Here is an 18,812-nt window from a genome sequence, read left to right as displayed (position 1 = left end):
TATAAAGGAGATTTTAAATGGATAACAATTATGGATCAAATGTAACAGTTCTCAATCACCCTCTGCTTACTCACAAGATTTCACTTCTTCGTGATAAGGCAACGGGAACAAATGAGTTCAGACAGCTTGTGGAAGAGATCGCCATGCTTATGGGGTTTGAGGCTCTTCATGATCTTCCCACAAAGCTTGTAGAGATCGATACACCTATCGAGACAGCGAGTGTTCCTATGCTTGCCGGAAGAAAGCTTGCCATCGTTCCGATCTTAAGAGCAGGACTCGGCATGGTTTCCGGACTCACAGCTCTTGTGCCAAGCGCAAAGATCGGTCATATCGGTTTGTACAGAGATGAGTCTACACATCAGCCGGTTGAGTATTTCTGCAAGCTCCCTCATCCTATCGAGGAGAGACAGATAGTTGTATGCGATCCTATGCTTGCAACGGGCGGATCTGCTGTTGATGCTATCACTCAGATCAAGAGACACGGCGGAAAGAAGATCAAGTTTATCTGCATTATTGCTGCTCCTGAGGGTATTAAGAAACTTGTTGAGGCACATCCTGATGTTCAGGTTTATGTTGGAAACGTAGATCGCTGCCTTAATGAAAATGCTTATATCTGTCCGGGACTTGGTGATGCCGGAGACCGTATTTTCGGAACCAAGTAATGAAATGAAAAAAGTAGGGAGCATGCTCCCTACTTTTGTAGCATAATAGTGAGTATAAACCCTGTATTGCTTCGTTCCGACTGCCGGATTTATGATAAAAAAAGAAGCGGATCGGTTTAAAACCAATCCACTTTCTGTCTGCCGCCAGCCGGACTTGAACCGGCATGGATAAACCGCGCGATTTTGAGTCGCGTGCGTCTGCCAATTCCGCCATGGCGGCTTAAGACCTATATAAATTAGCACATTATCGAAAGGTTTTCAAGTCGAATCGATGCCGATTTTGACCCATAAATAACATTATGACATGCCTGGATGCCCGAAAAAAAATATATGATTATCTGAATAACAAGCTGACAGATGCGGAGCTTAAGGATTTCATCGATCATGTGAACGGATGTGATGAATGTATGGATGAGCTCAGGATCACCCATATGGTTTACAGAGGTGCGGCGGAGTTGGATTCCGATGTGGACACCAACCTGAACATTGATGAGGCGCTTAAAAAGACCATAAGTGATTCCAGATTCTACCTGTTCCGTTTGTTTACCAGAAGGATAGCTGCTATGGTTGTGGATACCATAGCTTTTTGGGCAGTGCTGATCATTTTTATAATGCAGATCAGGATGTGGATCATGTGAAGAGGAGATAATTTTGTCAGATAAACTTTTACTTATAGACGGACACAGTATCATGTCCCGTGCCTTCTACGGGATTCCGGAGCTTACCAATTCTCAGGGCCTGCATACAAATGCGGTATATGGATTTTTAAACATTCTTCTGAAGGTTCTGGATGAGGAACAGGCAGACCATCTTGCGGTAGCATTTGATGTTCATGAGCCTACCTTCAGACATAAGATGTTTGAAGGCTATAAGGGAACCCGTAAGCCTATGCCTCAGGAACTTCACGAGCAGATACCCGTTATTCAGGAGGTTCTCACGGCTATGCATATTCCGCTTCTGAAAAAAGGCGGATTTGAGGCGGATGATCTTTTGGGAACCGTTGCAAAAAGAGCTCAGGCAAAGGGAGTGGATGTAACCATAGTTTCCGGAGACAGAGATCTTCTTCAGTTAAGTGATGAGCATATCAAAATCTATCTGCCTAAAACTTCCAAGGGCGTGACTACTGCGGAAATCTATTATCCTGATGATGTGAAGAAAACCTGGGGAGTAACCCCGTCGGAATTTATCGATTTAAAGGCTCTTATGGGCGACACCTCGGATAATATTCCCGGAGTGGCAGGCCTCGGCCCAAAGTCTGCAGAGTGGATCATTCAAAAGTATCATGACATCGAAACTGCTCATGAAGCGGCCGTTTCCGGTGATCCTGAATTCAAGGTGCCCCGTAAGCCAAAGGCTGCCCAAATGCTTATCGATGAGTGGGATAATGCAAAGCTCTCCAAAACTCTCGCCACCATCAACATTGATTCGCCCATAGATTTTGAATATGATGACGCGAAGGTGGAGAATATGTTTAACGAAGAGTCTTTTGAAATGATAAAAAGACTCGAGCTTAAATCTCTTATTAAACGTTTTGATGTAACCTCTCTTAACATTGAACAGCATCAGGATTTTGATCTTTCAGAGATAAAGTCAGTGGATGATCCTTTTATGGCGAAGATTGCCTTTAAGGATGCTGCAAGTCAGGGGGCTGCAGGATTCTGTATAGTTCATAAACCATCGGTTCTGGAAAGTGCTTCAGGACAGATGGAAATGGTATTTGATGAAGAGCCGGATGCTGAAGCTTCAGTTCAGGAAACATCAGATGCCACAGAACTCTTTTTTGCGCTTGAGGGCGGCAGATACTTCAGATTCCATGGCTTTGACTGGAAAAAGGAGCTTAAGGAGCTGTCTCTTAAAGAGGGAATGCATCTCTATACCATGAACCTTAAGTCTCAGCTTTATGATTGTGAATTCTCGTCTGAGAGCAATATTCTCGATCTGTCACTTGGAGCTTATGTCATTAATCCTTTGAAGGATACATATACCTATGAGGATCTGGCCAGAGACTTTATGTCGGTGACATTACCATCGGAAAAGGAACTCAGGGATCGTTTCAAGGCGGCTTCAAAATCGGACACATCCGGCGGACATGATCTTCCCGGAACAGTTGAGGAAACCATGGGGGCATATACTGCCATAGTCGCAGAGGGGTCTTTTAAGGCGGTTATGGATAAGCTTGAAGAGCTTCAGGAGACGGAGCTTTTCAGAGACATTGAGATGCCTCTTGTATATACCCTTTACAATATGCAGGTGGCAGGAATTCTGGTCGATAAAGCGGCTCTTCTTGAGTATGGAAAAGAGCTTAAGGCCGGTATAGAAAAGCTTCAGAAAAGTATTTATGAAGATGCCGGAATAGAATTCAATATCAACTCGCCGAAACAGCTTGGTGAGATTTTGTTTGAAAGACTTGGACTAAAGGGTGGAAAGAAGACCAAATCAGGATATTCTACAGCTGCGGATGTGCTTGAAAAGCTTGCGGAGGAGAATCCGATAGTCAGAGATATACTTGAGTATCGTACACTCAGTAAGCTGAATTCGACATATGCGGAGGGCCTCCTGGGATTCATCCGTGAGGATGGCAGAATCCATGGAGAGTTTAACCAGATGGTTACCGCCACAGGACGTATTTCCTCCACAAACCCGAACCTTCAGAACATTCCTATCAGAACAGAGCTTGGAAGAAGGTTCAGAAAGGTATTTGTACCGTCGCCGGGATGTGTTTTCATTGATGCCGACTATTCCCAGGTGGAGCTTCGTATACTGGCTTCACTTTCGGGAGATCCGAAGCTTATTGAGGCATACAAAGATGCCAGGGATATCCATGCGGTTACAGCATCCCAGGTATTCCATATACCGCTTTCGGAAGTTACGGAGCAGCAGAGGCGTAATGCCAAGGCCGTAAACTTCGGTATAGTTTACGGTATTTCCGCCTTCGGACTCAGTGAAGGTCTGTCCATCAGCCGGATGGAAGCAAAGGAATATATCGAAAGATACTTTGAAACATATCCGGATGTTAAAAAATATCTGGACGGTGAAGTTGAATTTGCCCGGAAACATGGCTATATAAAGACTGTTTTCGGAAGAAGGAGACCGGTTCCGGATATCAATGCTTCCAACTTTATGAGAAGATCCTTCAGCGAAAGAGTTGCGATGAACAGCCCTATCCAGGGATCTGCAGCTGATATCATGAAGAAAGCCATGAACGAAGTTGACAGAGCACTTCGCGAAGGCGGTTACAAGTCAAGGATCGTTGTTCAGGTTCATGATGAGCTTTTGATAGAAGCGCCTGTAGAAGAGAAGGATAAGGTGAAAGAGCTTCTGGTTGAAAAGATGCAGAATGCCGTAGAACTTAAAGTACTTCTGGTGGCTGATGCAAGCGAAGGATATAACTGGGACGAGGCTCACTGATTTAGTGAGAGAAACCGGCCCGGCTAATATTGGGAGCTTATTGAGAGCTGATAACATTTATAAATGTCCGGTGAGAGAAATGCTGAATAATAAGTTTCTATCACCGGAACTTAGATCTATCGAAATTAAGAAGAAAGACTAAACGGTTTCAAGAAAATGGCTTTAATAGAAAAAACAGATATAATGCACCTGGGCTTTTTGAAAAAGGAGAGCTTTACGGGTTCCTCTGAGGGCATGCGTTATCGCATGTCCAAGGTGGTTTATAAGGATCCTGATACTGAACTTTTGAAAAAAATCGAAGCAGGGGAAGCGGATTATCCGGTGGATAAAAAGACCGGAGAAAAGATCATGAATCCTACAAAGGAAAGGCTTCGTCTGGGCGTCTGGGTCTGGCCGGAACCCTTTTCCTTTGACAAGACGCCGGAGGATAAAAAGCTATATAAAGAGCTTGCTTTTGATGAAGCCGGAGTGATGGAAGGACTTGCATGGCTGAATGCTCAGAAGAGTGAGAATGATTGGACTGAGCTTAGGATATCATGGAAAGACCGGCCATAACGGACAGGGGTTAAGATGACTTACGGAGGCTGCCCTTTGGAAGGCAGCATTGGCGAATGAGGCAAAGATAAAGATGATAATCGGAGTTATAGGAGGCGTCGGTGCAGGTAAGTCTACAGTACTTGACACCCTGGAAAAAGACTATGGGTTTGTGATCCTGAAGACGGATGACATAGCCAAGTCTTTTTATGTTGACGGAAATTCTGTTTTTGAAAAACTGAAAGAGCTTTTGGGAGAAGACATTCAAAAAAAGGACGGTACTGCGGATCTTAAGTTGATTGCAAAAAAGCTGTATGGAAGCGGGAAGGATCACATTCGAAAAAAGGTCGATGGAATAGTACATCCGGCTGTGTGGGAATATGTCAGAAAAGAGACCGGCTCCCGGGATGCGGATTTTGCAGTAGAGACAGCATTACCAAATGAAATATTTATCGATTTATGTGATGAGATCTGGGCGGTTTATGCGGAAAGGTCAGTCAGAGTTAAGCGCCTTATGGAAACAAGGGGCTATACAGAAGAAAAGGCCCATGATATGATTCATTCGCAAATCGGGGATGACGAATATGGTAAGATCGCCACATTCAGGATCGACAATACGGGCTCCCCGGAAGAGACGGTTAAAATGATCAGGAATCACATGAGGGATTTTTTTGGTGAACACAATCCGGCTGTTTAGTTGGTGAAAGCCTTCCCGGAAGGGTGGATGCACCCCGGGGTTCCGGATTATGAAGTTATTGAAAGGTTTTTATTTTAATGAGGTTTACAAGCATTGCCAGCGGTTCAGGCGGGAACAGCACATACATAGGCACAGAGAGTACCCATGTCCTCGTAGATGCAGGGGTGACCATGAAGGCCATAAACACAGGACTTCATGAACTGGATCTGGATCTTAAGGATATAAATGCCATATTCCTTACCCATGAGCACATAGATCATGTCAGGGCAGTCGGAACCATTGCAAGAAAATACGGCATACCTATGTACGGAACCCTCGGAACTCTCAGGGAGGTAATGCTCAATAAGACATTGGGAGATGTTCATAAAGACAATCTTTTTCCGATCCTTCCCGACAGTACCATGGAAATAGGCGACCTCCGGATATGTCCTTTCAGCATATATCATGATGCTGCGGATCCGGTGGGCTACAGAGTGGAGACAATGGGTGAAGTAAAACCGAATTCGGCTAAAAGAGTAGCGGTTGCTACGGATCTCGGGCATTATGACGATTACATCGCTGAGCATCTGAGAGATCTGGATGGGATGGTGATCGAATCCAATCATGATGTTAAAATGCTCAGCACCGGGCCGTATCCAATGTCTCTGAAACGACGCATATTAAGTGATCATGGGCATCTCAGCAATGACAATTGCGGACTTCTTCTGGATTCCATACTCTCAAGACGCGTAAAGCATGTTTTCCTGGGGCACCTCAGTAAGGAGAACAATCTTCCGGTGTTGGCATTAAACACAGTCAGGCGGGAGATAGACAAGTCTGATTCCGAGCACAAATCTGAAGAGATAAACATTACCGTTGCCCACAGGGACCGGATTTCGGAAATTGTTGAGATATAGCTTCCATAACTCCGGGTGATTGTATTTAAAAATGAAGGCAAATTATGGAATAATAAACTTGTTTTTTTATTGCATCGATGCTTATTATAGAAGAAACTTGCAGGCTGAAATGTGTCAGCGGCTTAATGGATTCAAGGAGGTTTTATGAAAAAGGCGATTATTACCGTTGTTGGTAAGGACAGTGTAGGTATCATAGCGAAGGTGTGTACATTTCTTTCAGAGGCAAATATCAACATCCTTGATATTTCACAGACCATCACAGGCGGATTTTTCAATATGATGATGATCGTCGATGTATCCGGAATAAAGGATCCTTTTGACAAGGTTGCGGGAGAGCTTACACAGTACGGTAAGGACCGGATCGGTGTGGATATCAAGATGCAGCTTGAAGAGATTTTCACCATGATGCACAGAATCTGATAATCATAGAGTTATGATATCTGCGAAGTGATGAAGTGATACTTCGTTCCATCATGTAATACCAAAGGAGAATATATGGCAATTTTAAATGATGTTGTAAATGCTGTTGAGGTATCTGAGACCAACAACATGATAGAACATAACAATCTTGATGTTCGTACCATAACCATGGGCATAGGCCTTCTTGACTGTGCTGCACAGGATGTTGATACATTTTGCGACAATATATATAAAAAGATAACCAAGTATGCAAGAGACCTTGTAAAGACAGGGGAAGAGATTTCAAAGGACTACGGTGTGCCTATCGTAAACAAGAGAATCTCGGTGACTCCCATAGCCCTTGCAGGCGGCAGTGCCTGCAAGTCGACAGAGGATTTTGTAAAGGTAGCTCACACTCTGGATAAGGCTGCAAAAGCTGTAGGGGTTAATTTCCTCGGGGGTTTTTCGGCTATCTGCCAGAAGGGAATGTCACCGGCGGATGAGATGCTCATGAGGGCCATTCCCAGAGCTCTTGCAGAAACGGATATAGTTTGTGCATCGGTCAATCTCGGGTCCACCAAGACCGGTATCAATATGGATGCCGTAAGACTCATGGGAGAAATGGTAAAGGAAGCCGCTGAGCGCACTAAAGATACAGACTCCTCGGCATGCTCCAAGCTGGTTGTATTTTGTAATGCTCCTGATGATAATCCGTTTATGGCCGGAGCCTTTCACGGGGTTTCCGAAACTGACTGCATTCTCAATGTAGGCGTTTCCGGACCCGGTGTGGTACGTGATGCTTTGCGTAATGCCCAGGGTCTTGATTTTGAGGAGCTGTCGGAGCTTATAAAGAAGACAGCCTTCAAGATAACGAGAGTAGGACAGCTGGTGGCGAAGGAAGCTTCAAGGAGACTGGGAGTTCCTTTCGGCATCATTGACCTTTCTCTTGCACCAACACCTGCCATCGGAGATTCTGTTGCGGATATTCTGGAACTCATGGGCCTTGAAAAAGTTGGGGCTCCCGGAACCACTGCGGCACTTGCAATGCTTAATGATCAGGTAAAGAAAGGCGGCATCATGGCATCTAGTTCTGTGGGAGGACTCAGCGGTGCATTCATCCCGGTATCTGAGGACCAGGGTATGATCAATGCAGTTGAGGCCGGTGCCCTTAATCTTGAGAAGCTTGAAGCCATGACCTGCGTTTGTTCTGTGGGCCTTGATATGATCGCTATTCCCGGAGACACCACCGCTGCTACTATTTCCGGCATTATCGCTGATGAAGCGGCTCTTGGTATGGTGAACCAGAAGACAACCGCGGTCAGGGTTATCCCTGCATACGGCAAGAAGGTTGGAGACCATGTTGACTTTGGCGGCCTTCTCGGCCATGCACCGGTTATGGCAGTCAATACCTTTGACTGCTCGGCTTTTGTTAACAGAAAGGGCAGGATTCCTGCACCGATACACAGCTTTAAAAACTAAGGAGAATAGTCCGGAGGGCCGATGCTCTCCGGACTAATTATTTGTGATATTTATGCCGAAGTAGACATGTGTGATGTATCGTGATGCAGGAGTTTTTTGAAATAAAATAACAACAGAGGGCTTATGTACAACGGGAAAAATGTTATCGGAATAGTAACTGAATTTAATCCTTTCCATGAGGGACATAAATATCTTATTGACAGTATCAGGCTTCGCTATGGCGACTGCTATGTTGTGGCTGCCATGTCAGGGGATTTTGTTCAAAGGGGAGAGCCTGCCATATATGATAAATATGAAAGAACCTGGGCGGCGCTTCAGGGCGGTGTTGATATGGTGGTGCAGATTCCGGAGATGTTTTCGACATCCTCTGCGGAGGATTTTGCTGCCGGGGGAGTTGCGACGTTAAGATCTCTTGGATTTGTTGACATTCTGCTTTTTGGTTCTGAATCCGGTGATCCGGATCATCTCATGAAGATTGCAGATCTCGAACTGGATTCCGGAAGCAAGGAGAATGCCAAATTAAATGCTGCCATCAGGGACAATGTTGAAGCCGGTATGAGTTATGCAAAGGCCAGGGCGGAAGCCATAAGTCTGGTGCTTTCCGGAGATGATGAAAAGGCCTTTGAAAATATACTTGACAGTGTATCGGGAGGAAATCCTGATGAGGATTTAAATAACGGGAAAAAGTCTGAAAACATAGGTGAACCGGGTCTTCCGGCGGATGCCCGGGAGGGTACAGGTCTTCTTAAAAAGGACGATTCTTCATCGGGCACCATGGCCTCGAGACTTCTTCCCAATGACATTCTGGGAGTTGAGTATATAAAGGCGGTAAAAAGGCAGGGTGACTGCTTCCGCATTGACTGTATCAGACGGAATCAGAAATTTGAAAGTGCCCACGCTATTCGTGATGCGATTAAGAATCCCCGGTCGGAGGATGGGGATGTAAGCATTAACCGATCATATGCGGACGTGGATATGCTGTCAGATATGCTGAGCTACAGAATGCTGCAACTGTATTATCTTGACCGTATGTCGCCTGAACAGCCATCGGCTTTTATGGACTATCTGGATGTGTCCAGGGAGATAGCTGATGCTTTGAAAAAACAGATACATGACCGTATGACATTTACTGAAAGAATAGAAGCCATAAAATCGAAAAATTACACTTATACCCGCATTTCGCGAGCTCTGCTCCACATTCTTTTGGGAATCAGTAAGAAGGATGTCCGGGTTCTCAGGGGAAGATTTTTCGGGGAAGCGGATATGATGCCGTATGTGAGGATTCTTGGCATTCGTAAAAGAGCGAGAGATATGCTTGGCAGTGTGAAAACTACGGTGGTAACTTCAGCTTCGAAGTATGAAAAGCAGCTTTTCTCTGTTCGCAGGAAGGAAACTATAGAGACACCGGAGGAGCTTATCCTCAGTATCAATGCTTCCCACGCGGAAACTTTGTTTAACCAGGATATGTATTCTGCTGATGTATATAATAAAGTGTACAGTCCGGGAGAATGTGACGACGGTTTAATAAGTTACGGGAATGAATTTACGCAAAAATTTTTAATCGCTGACTAGAGTTTTATGGTATCATTTATCTATTGAAAAGAGTCGGTTCGGAAGCATTGTCACAAAGGATTTTCATTGAATGGTATGTGTTCTGAGCGGCTTATGATCATGGAGGCAGAGGATGAAACTGGTTTATGCAATTGTACGTAATGATAATGAGGATGATGTGGTGGATGCACTGAATGCTGCTCATTACCAGGTGACGAAGCTTGCAAGTACGGGAGGATTTTTACGTAAAGGAAATTCTACACTTATGATCGCGACGGATGACGGGAAGGTCGACGAGTGTGTGGAGATCATAAAGAATGAATGCGGAAAACGCCAGAATATCACGGTCAATATGCCTTATGTTTCCGGTACTTCCATGAATACCTATTCAACCATGCCGGTGCCGGTGGAGATCGGCGGTGCCACGGTGATGGTGGTCAATCTGGAGAGATTTGAGAAGTATTGAACCGGAACACATTTTGTCCTTGATTTTGTGCAGAAAATCAAGGAGTTTGTGGCTTGAACGGTAAGTCTAATCGAGTATAATATTTATTAATGTCGAATTGTATACAGAGCTACAACTGTGTGCATTAAAAACATAAACCTGTCACCGCGCATTTGCCGGTTCCTTCAACAGGAGGTTGGTGAGGAAAGGCATGTCGCAGATGATTAAAATTATAATGTGTATATTGAGAGGAGAATGACACCAATGGCTATTATTGATGAGATCAAGGCTAAGGCAAAAGCAGACAAGAAGACTATCGTACTTCCTGAATCTATGGACAAGAGAACCTTTGAGGCTGCTGTAAAGATTACAAAGGAGGGTATCGCTAACGTTGTTCTGATCGGAACTCCTGAAGAAATTGCCAAGAACGGTGAGGGATTTGATCTTACAGGCGTTACAGTTGTAGATCCATACAACGATGCCAACAAGCAGAAGTACATTGATAAGTTCGTTGAGCTCAGAGGCAGCAAGGGCGTTACTGCTGAGTCTGCTAAGGAGCAGATGGAGAAGGATTATATGTACTATGCATGTCTTATGTGCAAGTGCGGTGATGCTGACGGTGTTGTTTCCGGTGCATGCCACTCAACAGGTAACACTATCAGACCGGCTCTTCAGCTTCTTAAGACAAAGCCGGGCATCAAGTCTGTTTCAGGTTTCTTCCTTATGGAGACAGATGCAAAGGAGTACGGTGAGAATGGTACCTTCGTATTCGCTGACTGTGCAGTAAACGTAGATTTTGATTCAGAGAAGCTTGCTGAGATCGCAGCACTTTCTGCTGAGTCTTTCAAGAGCTTTGTTGGCGCAGAGCCAAAGGTAGCTATGCTTTCATATTCAACAAAGGGAAGTGCAAAGCATGATGACGTAACAAAGGTTTCAGAGGCTGTTAAGATCGCTAACGAAAAGTATCCTGATATCAAGCTTGACGGTGAGCTTCAGCTTGATGCAGCTCTTGATCCTACAGTTGCAGAGCTCAAGGCTCCGGGCAGCGCAGTTGCAGGTCATGCAAACACACTCGTATTCCCTTCACTTGAGGCAGGAAACATTGGCTACAAGCTCGTTCAGAGACTTGCTCATGCCGGCGCTTACGGTCCTGTTCTTCAGGGTCTTTCAATGCCTGTTAATGACCTTTCAAGAGGCTGCTATGCAGACGATATCGTAGCAGTAGTTGCTATGACAGCTGTTCAGGCTCAGAATGCTTAATTAGGAAATTCAAGGGTCAGGCCCTGGCGACTTGACCCTCTTTTTAATTTATATAATTAGGAGAAAAAACCAATGAAAATTCTTGTTTTAAACTGTGGATCTTCTTCACTTAAGTACCAGCTCATCGATATGGAGAATGAGTCAGTTCTTGCCAAGGGCCTTTGCGAGAGAATCGGAATCGACGGTTCAAAGCTTACACATAAGGCTCCGGGTAAGGATGATTTCGAGCTTGAGACAGCTATGCCTGATCACGGCGTTGCAGTTAAGCTTGTATTTGATGCTCTTACAGATGCTGCACATGGTGTTGTTAAGTCTGTTGATGAGATCGGTGCTATCGGTCACAGAGTACTTCATGCCGGAAAGAAGATCACAGAGTCTATCGTTGTAACTCAGGAAGTAAAGGACATCATTCGTGAGTGCTTCGATCTCGGACCTCTTCACAACCCTGCAAACCTTCTTGGTATCGAGGCTTGTGAGAAGGTTGTTCCCGGTAAGCCAAACGTTGCTGTATTTGATACAACCTTCGGTATGACTCTTCCCGAGAAGGCATTCTACTATGCAATTCCTACAGAGTACTATGAGAAGTACGGCATCCGTCGTTACGGTTTCCACGGAACATCTCATAACTTCGTTTCTCACGAGACTATCAAGTTTGGTAACCTTGATCCTGAGAAGGCAAAGGTTATCGTTTGCCACCTTGGAAACGGTGCATCTGTTTCTGCATCTATCGGCGGAAAGGGTGTAGATACCTCTATGGGTCTTACTCCGCTTGAGGGTCTCATCATGGGAACACGTTCAGGTGACATCGATCCTGCAGTAGTACAGTTCCTTGCAAACCATGAGAAGCTTTCTGTAGATGAAGTTCTCAACATCCTTAACAAGAAGTCCGGTGTGCTTGGTCTTTCAGGCGTTTCTTCAGACTTCCGTGATGTAGGAAAGGCTGCCGCTGAGGGTAATCACATGGCTCAGGTTGCACTTGATGCTTTCGAGTACAGAGTAGCTAAGTACATCGGTGCATACGCTGCTGCAATGAACGGTGTTGATGCTATCGCCTTCACAGCCGGCGTTGGTGAGAATGACAAGAATGCACGTAAGCGTATCGTTGATCAGTATCTCGGATTCCTCGGCGCAAAGATCGATGATGAGAGAAACGATGTTCGCGGTAAGAATACACTTATTTCTTCAGATGATTCAAAGGTTAAGATCTTCCTTATCCCTACAAATGAAGAGCTTGCTATCGCACGGGACACACTTCGCCTTGTAGAGGCCTGAGTGACATCCTGAAAAAGGAAATTACAAGTATATATGAATAAAAAGATCCGGTGGGACTGTCCTGCCGGATCTTTTTTTATGACGGCAGAATTGTTTAAACAAGTTATACCTAACCCTTATAGATATGAATAAATAATCAGTCTAAAATAGATCTTTAACTATAGACATATATAGGCTGCTCGTGTAGAATGTATTGAGCAAAATACAATTGTACAAAAGGAGAATGTATACTATGAAAAAGCATATCATTTATACCGCGGCAGCACTGGCAGTACTTACATTGTCGGCCTGCGGTTCACAGTCAGTACCACAGGCAACAGAGGCTGTAACAACAGCGGCAGCCGAGGCGACAGAGGCTGCTGCAAAGGGTGAAACATTAAAGGGAGAGGCTGAGGGCTTCGGAGGTACAGTAACAGTAGAGCTTACAGTTACAGATGGCTCTATAACCGACGCGGTTCTTACAGGCGATAAGGAGACACCGGATGTAGGCGGTGCAGCTCTTGATACACTTAAGGAGCAGATTATCGCAGCAAACGGTCCTGAGATCGACGGCGTTTCCGGAGCAACGGTTACTTCTACTGCAGTTAAGAATGCTGTTTCAAAGGCTATGGGTCTGGAAGTTGAAGAGGCTGAAACCAAGGCTCCGGCTGTTTCTGCTCCTGCAGAGATCATACCTGTAGAAGGCGGCATTCAGATGGGACAGGTTATCACTGCTGCACATGGTAATAAGTGTTTCTCACAGGTTACCGCAGTAGTTAAGGATGATGTTGTTATTGCGGCTTACATTGATGAATATCAGTTTGGAGATCCTTCAGCCGTAACAGGAGTTCCTAACGGTACGGATACAGAGAATTTCGGCGCGGGCTTTGCTGAGGGTCAGATTCTTTTCAGCAAGAGAGTAAATGCTGATTATTACAGTAAGAATATGGCAGAGAAGGCAGGCAGCACTGTTCGTATCAATGATAATTTTGACGAGATACAGAAGTTTGCGGTAGGAAAGACCATTGATGAGCTTTCTGTATATAAGAATGATGATTCAGCTGTAGATGCAGTAAGCGGCGCAACACTTGCCGATACAGGAAACTATCTTGCAGCCATAGCTGAAGCTGCAAAGATCGCTCAGGGAACACAGGCTGTGGAGTTTAACGGTTCCAGCGAGGATCTCAAGCTCGATATGGCTATCGGTGCCGCACACGGAAACAAGTGCTTCTCAACAGCAGCAGTTCTTACGGACGGTGATAATGTTATCCTCTCATGGATTGATGATTTCCAGTTCGGAGATGCTTCCCAGGTTGAGGGTGTGCCAAATTCCGATGATACTGAAAATTTTGCAGCAGGATATGCCGATCCTCAGAATGTTCTTTTCTCAAAGAGAGTTAATGCTGACTATTATTCAGAGATGATGAACCAGAAGGCAGGTGCAACAGTACGTATCGATGAAAATTACAATGCTATCCAGAATCATGTAAACGGTATGAGCATTGCGGATGTAAAGGCACTATCCGAAAAGGATGATGCTGTAGATGCAGTAAGCGGCGCAACCCTTGCCGATACTGCAGGATACATCGGACTTATCGCAGAGGCTGCAAAGTGATTTGACACACTGAACTGTTGCCTGAGGTAAGACACCATTTCAAAAACTTTCAAAAAATCCTCTTGCAATTATTGGCGTAAAGTAGTATCGTATATCGAGCGTGCAATTGCAAAAATCAAATGAGATTTTTGCTTGACATAAAATAACCGGTTGGATATAATTTCTCGGTATGACGAAGGAGGTGTAAATATGTCAATTTGTCCTAAGAATCATTCATCTAAGGCTCGCAGAGATTCAAGAAGAGCTAACTGGAAGATGGGAAAGATGAACCTTGTAAAGTGTTCAAAGTGTGGTGCTCTTGTTATGCCTCACAGAGTCTGCAAGGCTTGCGGATCTTACAACAAGCGTGAGATCGTTAAGGTTGAAGACTGATCTTTACCGATTTAATAAGAGATAATTAACCCTGAAGTGTTATGCTTCAGGGTTTTTTCTGTGTATGGAAATATTCAAAAACCGTTGAAGTTGTTAAATGGGAGCTACGTGGTATAATGACTTAAGTTGTTTCCCCGGGGTGCAGAGATACTAATGTGAAGGATTTTATTCATCACAATTTGTACCGCCGGCTGAAAAAGCTGGAATGGATATCAGTGTGAAAAAAATTTTACGAATTATCCCGGTGCACTAAGGTATCGGAATGGAGTTTTTATGAAAAGGTTATTAACGGTGATCATGCTGCTGAGTCTGATGGTGACCGGATGCCAGAAGCATTCGCCTATAGTCTACAGTGTGAATAAGTCGGATGAGCTTATACAATATGAATCTGAATCTGCTGAGGAATCCAGATTCATGGAGTCCCTTGAGGAGCAGATAAAAATCGAGGAATCCGAAAGTGCGGCTATAGAACAGGCAGCTATATGGACTAAGAAAGTGCCGGATAAGACTCCGGTTAAAGTAAAGGGCGTCTACATCAGCTCAAAGGTTGCGGGAGCGGAGAAAATGAAGACCATCGTTGAGCATATAGATGCCACCGAGATCAACGCTGTCGTCATAGATATTCTGGAAGATAAGGGACATATCGAGTACAAAATGGGTGGTGAACTCATCGAATCCATCGGTTCGGTGCAGGAGACTATTCCCGACATCAACGCACTTATGTCTATGCTGAAGGAGCATAATATTTATGCCATTGCCCGTATTGTAACCTTTAGAGATCCGTTTCTTGAACAGGTTAAGCCGGAGTGGCTGAACCACAATAATGACGGTACTGTATTCCATGATGCCTCCGGCATGACATGGATCAATCCTTATAACCGGGAAGCCTGGGAGTATAAGGTGCAGGTGGCGGAGCAGTGTGCTGATGCGGGTTTTGATGAAATCCAGTTCGACTATGTGAGATTCTGTACCGAAAAGGGTATGAACAATGTGACTTATACCGATGAAGAAACCCAGGGTATGGACAAGACGGAGATCATCACCGAATTTATCAAGTTCGCTTCGGACAGACTGGCAGATAAAAATGTGTTTATGTCCGCGGACGTTTTCGGAACTATCATTGGTTCTTATGTTGATACAATTTCGGTAGGACAGGACTATCCGGTTATGGCGAGTGCTGTGGATTATATGTGCCCCATGATTTATCCTTCCCACTACGGAAACGGGAATTTTGGGCTGGATGTTCCGGATAAGCATCCTTATGAGGCTATACTTGGTGCCTGCAATGCTTCCAAAAAGGATCTTGCTCTGGAGGAGGTTGAGGGGGTACATCAGGCAAAGGTCCGTCCGTGGCTTCAGGGATTTACGGCTTCATATCTTTCGAGTTATCTCCATTATGGGCCTGAAGAAATAAGACAGGAGATACAGGCGGTCTACGATGCCGGATATGATGAGTGGCTTATATGGAACGCAAATAACGAGTATCAGTGGGATGCGTTTCTGTCTGCATGAAATTGAAAAGGTAAGAAATTGATATCCGGTTATATCAGCTATGAAGGATATTCTTTTGGAGACGTTAAAATCTTTGACGTAAGGATTCTTTCTGTTATAATTAGATTTCGTTGATATAAGTGCCTGTGCTTCACGAAGAGCAGACAGATATTGACTTTCCTGACTTATGATAAGTCGGGATGCCGGAAGGCAAAAAAGTTACTTCAACATGATTTCACAAGGGGAAATTGGTTATGCAATATAATTTTAAGAAAATCGAGCCTAAGTGGCAGACAAAGTGGAAAGAGGCTGATGCCTTCAAGGCAGTGGACTTTGACAAGCGTCCAAAATGGTATGGACTTGTTGAGTTCCCATATCCGTCAGGAGCGGGAATGCACGTTGGACATATCAAGGCATATTCAAGTATCGAGGTTCTTGCACGTAAGAGAAGAATGCAGGGCTACAACGTTCTGTTCCCTATGGGATTTGATTCCTTTGGACTTCCTGCTGAGAACTATGCTATCAAGACCAATACACATCCGCACATCATCACAGAGAAGAATATCGATCACTTCAAGGATCAGATGAGACAGGTTGGATTTTCTTTTGACTGGTCAAGAGAGATTGCAACTTCACATGCGGATTACTATAAGTGGACACAGTGGATCTTCCTTCAGCTCTTTAACAAGGGGCTTGTATTCAGAGCAAAGACTCTCGTAAACTATTGCCCAAATTGTAAGGTGGTTCTTTCCAATGAAGACTCACAGGGTGGTAAGTGTGATATCTGCCACAGTGATGTAGTTCAGCTTCCAAAGGATGTCTGGTACCTGAAGATTACAAAATATGCAGACAGACTTCTGGATGGTCTTGATGACGTTGAGTATCCTGAAAGCATCAAGCAGCAGCAGGTAAGCTGGATCGGACGTTCAACAGGCGCATTCGTTAACTTTGAGCTTGCAGATGAAAGCAATGGTTCGGTTCTCGATAAGCTTGAGATCTATACTACAAGATGCGATACCCTTTACGGAGTAACCTTCATGGTTGTTGCTCCGGAGCATCCTGCCCTTGACAAGTACAAGGACAAAATTACAAACTGGGATGAAGTTCTGAAGTATCGTGAGGACGCTGCCAAGAAGACAGAGTTCCAGCGTACTCAGCTTGTAAAGGACAAAACCGGCGTAAAGATTGCAGGTCTTAAGGCTGTAAATCCTGTTACAGGAAAGCAGATCCCTGTATTTATCGCAGACTATGTAATGATGGGCTATGGAACAGGAGCTATCATGGCGGTTCCTGCTCACGACCAGAGAGACTACGATTTCGCCAAGAAGTTCGGCGTAGATATCGTTGAAGTTATAAAGGGCGGAGACATCGAAAAGGAAGCATACACAGGCGACGGCGAGATGGTTAACTCCGACATCCTTAACGGATTCACAAACAAAAAGGATTCCATCGCAAAGATGCTTACTGTTCTTGAGGAAAAGGGCATCGGACACAAGGGCGTTCAGTACAAGATGAAGGACTGGGCATTCAACCGTCAGCGTTACTGGGGAGAGCCTATTCCTCTTATCCACTGTCCTGAGTGCGGAACTGTCGGAGTTCCTGAGGATCAGCTGCCCCTTACACTTCCGGATGTTGAGAACTTCGAGCCGGGTACAGACGGCCAGTCACCTCTTGCAAAGATTGAAAGCTTCGTAAACTGCACATGTCCTAAGTGCGGCGGAGCAGCAAAGAGAGAGACAGATACCATGCCTCAGTGGGCAGGTTCTTCATGGTATTTCCTGAGATTCTGCGATGCCAACAATGACAAGGCATTTGCCGATGCTGAAAAGCTTAAGTACTGGCTTCCGGTTGACCACTATAATGGTGGTATGGAGCATGTTACAAGACACCTTCTTTACTCAAGATTCTGGCATCAGTTCCTTTATGACCAGAAGCTGGTTCCTACACCTGAGCCTTATGCAAAGAGATCCTATCAGGGACTTATCCTTGGACCTGACGGAGAGAAGATGTCCAAGTCAAAGGGTAATGTTATCGATCCTCTGAACATCGTTGATACTTACGGTGCAGATACTCTTCGTGCATATGTTCTCTTTATGAGTGACTATACAGCAGCTGCTCCATGGAGCGATGAAGGTGTACGTGGTGTTAAGCGTTTCCTTGACCGTGTTGCGGGACTTACAGATATCGCAACTCTTGATAAGGAAGATGCAAGCCTTGAGTCAAAGCTTCACAAGACCATCAAGAAGGTTTCCGATGATATTGAGCGTATGAAGTTCAATACTGCCATTGCGGCTTTGATGACTCTTATCAATGACTTTACAAAGGCAGGCGCCATCACAAAGAATGACCTTCTTGTATTTATCAAGCTGCTTCATCCGTTTGCACCTCATCTTACAGAGGAAATCTTCGAGACTCTCGGAGGTGAGGGACTTCTTACTCTTGCTGAGTGGCCGGAGTATGATGAAGAGAAGACCAAGGATGCAGTCATCAACATGGGTGTTCAGGTTAACGGTAAAGTACGTGGAAATGTTGACATCCCTGCTGAAGGAGATCAGGATGCAGCAGTTGAGGCTGCGAAGGCTGATCCGCAGATCAACAAATTCCTTGAGGGCAAGAACATCGTTAAGGTTATCTTTGTAAAAGGAAAGATACTGAACTTTGTTGTAAAGTGATCAGGAGATGATTTATATTCTCCGGGAATTATAAACGGAGATTTAAGAATTTAATTAACCGGAATTTATAGTTTCGTGTT

At 44.7% G+C, this 18,812-nt stretch carries 16 protein-coding genes and 1 tRNA gene; 16 read left to right on the top strand and 1 reads right to left on the bottom strand.

The features are described 5' to 3' along the window. The first annotated feature begins 17 nt into the window (after nucleotides 1-17). Nucleotides 18-662, top strand: a complete 645-nt coding sequence (gene upp, locus BLV86_RS02640) for a uracil phosphoribosyltransferase (protein ID WP_031554391.1) — start codon at nucleotides 18-20, stop codon at nucleotides 660-662. 139 nt (nucleotides 663-801) lie between these two features. Here the strand turns inward: upp and BLV86_RS02635 are convergent. Further along, nucleotides 802-882: transfer RNA gene (locus tag BLV86_RS02635), tRNA-Leu, on the bottom strand. Nucleotides 883-961: 79 nt separating this feature from the next. Between BLV86_RS02635 and BLV86_RS02630 the strand changes: the two genes are divergently transcribed. From BLV86_RS02630 to leuS, 15 genes are all read left to right on the top strand, one after another. Continuing rightward, a complete protein-coding gene (locus BLV86_RS02630) occupies nucleotides 962-1,300 on the top strand; it encodes a zf-HC2 domain-containing protein (RefSeq protein WP_031554393.1) in 339 nt (112 codons plus the stop codon). A 10-nt stretch (nucleotides 1,301-1,310) separates the two neighbouring features. After that, entirely contained in the window at nucleotides 1,311-4,070 is a 2,760-nt protein-coding gene (gene polA, locus BLV86_RS02625; protein ID WP_090815008.1) for a DNA polymerase I, read from the top strand. Nucleotides 4,071-4,226: 156 nt separating this feature from the next. Then, nucleotides 4,227-4,625: a hypothetical protein gene (locus tag BLV86_RS02620; RefSeq protein WP_090815007.1), complete on the top strand. Its 399-nt coding sequence runs from the start codon at nucleotides 4,227-4,229 to the stop codon at nucleotides 4,623-4,625. 49 nt (nucleotides 4,626-4,674) lie between these two features. Beyond that, nucleotides 4,675-5,301, top strand: coding sequence for a dephospho-CoA kinase (gene coaE / locus BLV86_RS02615; RefSeq protein ID WP_090815006.1), 627 nt, complete (start codon nucleotides 4,675-4,677; stop codon nucleotides 5,299-5,301). A gap of 77 nt (nucleotides 5,302-5,378) precedes the next feature. Then, nucleotides 5,379-6,197, top strand: coding sequence for an MBL fold metallo-hydrolase (locus BLV86_RS02610; RefSeq protein ID WP_090815005.1), 819 nt, complete (start codon nucleotides 5,379-5,381; stop codon nucleotides 6,195-6,197). Between the two features lie 144 nt (nucleotides 6,198-6,341). Continuing rightward, nucleotides 6,342-6,617 (top strand): ACT domain-containing protein, encoded by a 276-nt coding sequence (locus tag BLV86_RS02605; RefSeq protein WP_031554406.1) that lies wholly within the window; start codon nucleotides 6,342-6,344, stop codon nucleotides 6,615-6,617. Nucleotides 6,618-6,692: 75 nt separating this feature from the next. Beyond that, entirely contained in the window at nucleotides 6,693-8,075 is a 1,383-nt protein-coding gene (locus BLV86_RS02600) for a PFL family protein (RefSeq protein WP_031554409.1), read from the top strand. A 123-nt stretch (nucleotides 8,076-8,198) separates the two neighbouring features. Beyond that, a complete protein-coding gene (locus BLV86_RS02595; protein ID WP_090815004.1) occupies nucleotides 8,199-9,647 on the top strand; it encodes a nucleotidyltransferase family protein in 1,449 nt (482 codons plus the stop codon). A gap of 112 nt (nucleotides 9,648-9,759) precedes the next feature. Beyond that, a complete protein-coding gene (locus tag BLV86_RS02590; RefSeq protein ID WP_090815003.1) occupies nucleotides 9,760-10,092 on the top strand; it encodes a cyclic-di-AMP receptor in 333 nt (110 codons plus the stop codon). Nucleotides 10,093-10,335: 243 nt separating this feature from the next. Next, the gene (gene pta / locus BLV86_RS02585; protein WP_031554417.1) at nucleotides 10,336-11,331 is read left to right on the top strand and encodes a phosphate acetyltransferase; all 996 of its coding nucleotides are present in this window, start codon (nucleotides 10,336-10,338) and stop codon (nucleotides 11,329-11,331) included. A 72-nt stretch (nucleotides 11,332-11,403) separates the two neighbouring features. Continuing rightward, a complete protein-coding gene (locus BLV86_RS02580; RefSeq protein ID WP_031554420.1) occupies nucleotides 11,404-12,603 on the top strand; it encodes an acetate/propionate family kinase in 1,200 nt (399 codons plus the stop codon). A gap of 232 nt (nucleotides 12,604-12,835) precedes the next feature. Further along, complete coding sequence (locus tag BLV86_RS02575; RefSeq protein WP_242873214.1) at nucleotides 12,836-14,197, top strand: FMN-binding protein; 1,362 nt, start codon at nucleotides 12,836-12,838, stop codon at nucleotides 14,195-14,197. Between the two features lie 189 nt (nucleotides 14,198-14,386). Further along, nucleotides 14,387-14,569: a 50S ribosomal protein L32 gene (rpmF, locus tag BLV86_RS02570; RefSeq protein WP_029200168.1), complete on the top strand. Its 183-nt coding sequence runs from the start codon at nucleotides 14,387-14,389 to the stop codon at nucleotides 14,567-14,569. 273 nt (nucleotides 14,570-14,842) lie between these two features. Then, nucleotides 14,843-16,081: a putative glycoside hydrolase gene (locus tag BLV86_RS02565; protein ID WP_031554425.1), complete on the top strand. Its 1,239-nt coding sequence runs from the start codon at nucleotides 14,843-14,845 to the stop codon at nucleotides 16,079-16,081. A 233-nt stretch (nucleotides 16,082-16,314) separates the two neighbouring features. Further along, the gene (gene leuS, locus BLV86_RS02560; RefSeq protein ID WP_090815001.1) at nucleotides 16,315-18,732 is read left to right on the top strand and encodes a leucine--tRNA ligase; all 2,418 of its coding nucleotides are present in this window, start codon (nucleotides 16,315-16,317) and stop codon (nucleotides 18,730-18,732) included. Nucleotides 18,733-18,812: the final 80 nt, after the last annotated feature.

Source organism: Oribacterium sp. KHPX15 (assembly GCF_900107835.1).
Classification (GTDB): domain Bacteria; phylum Bacillota; class Clostridia; order Lachnospirales; family Lachnospiraceae; genus Oribacterium.
This window is presented reverse-complemented; position numbering and strand designations above follow the sequence as displayed.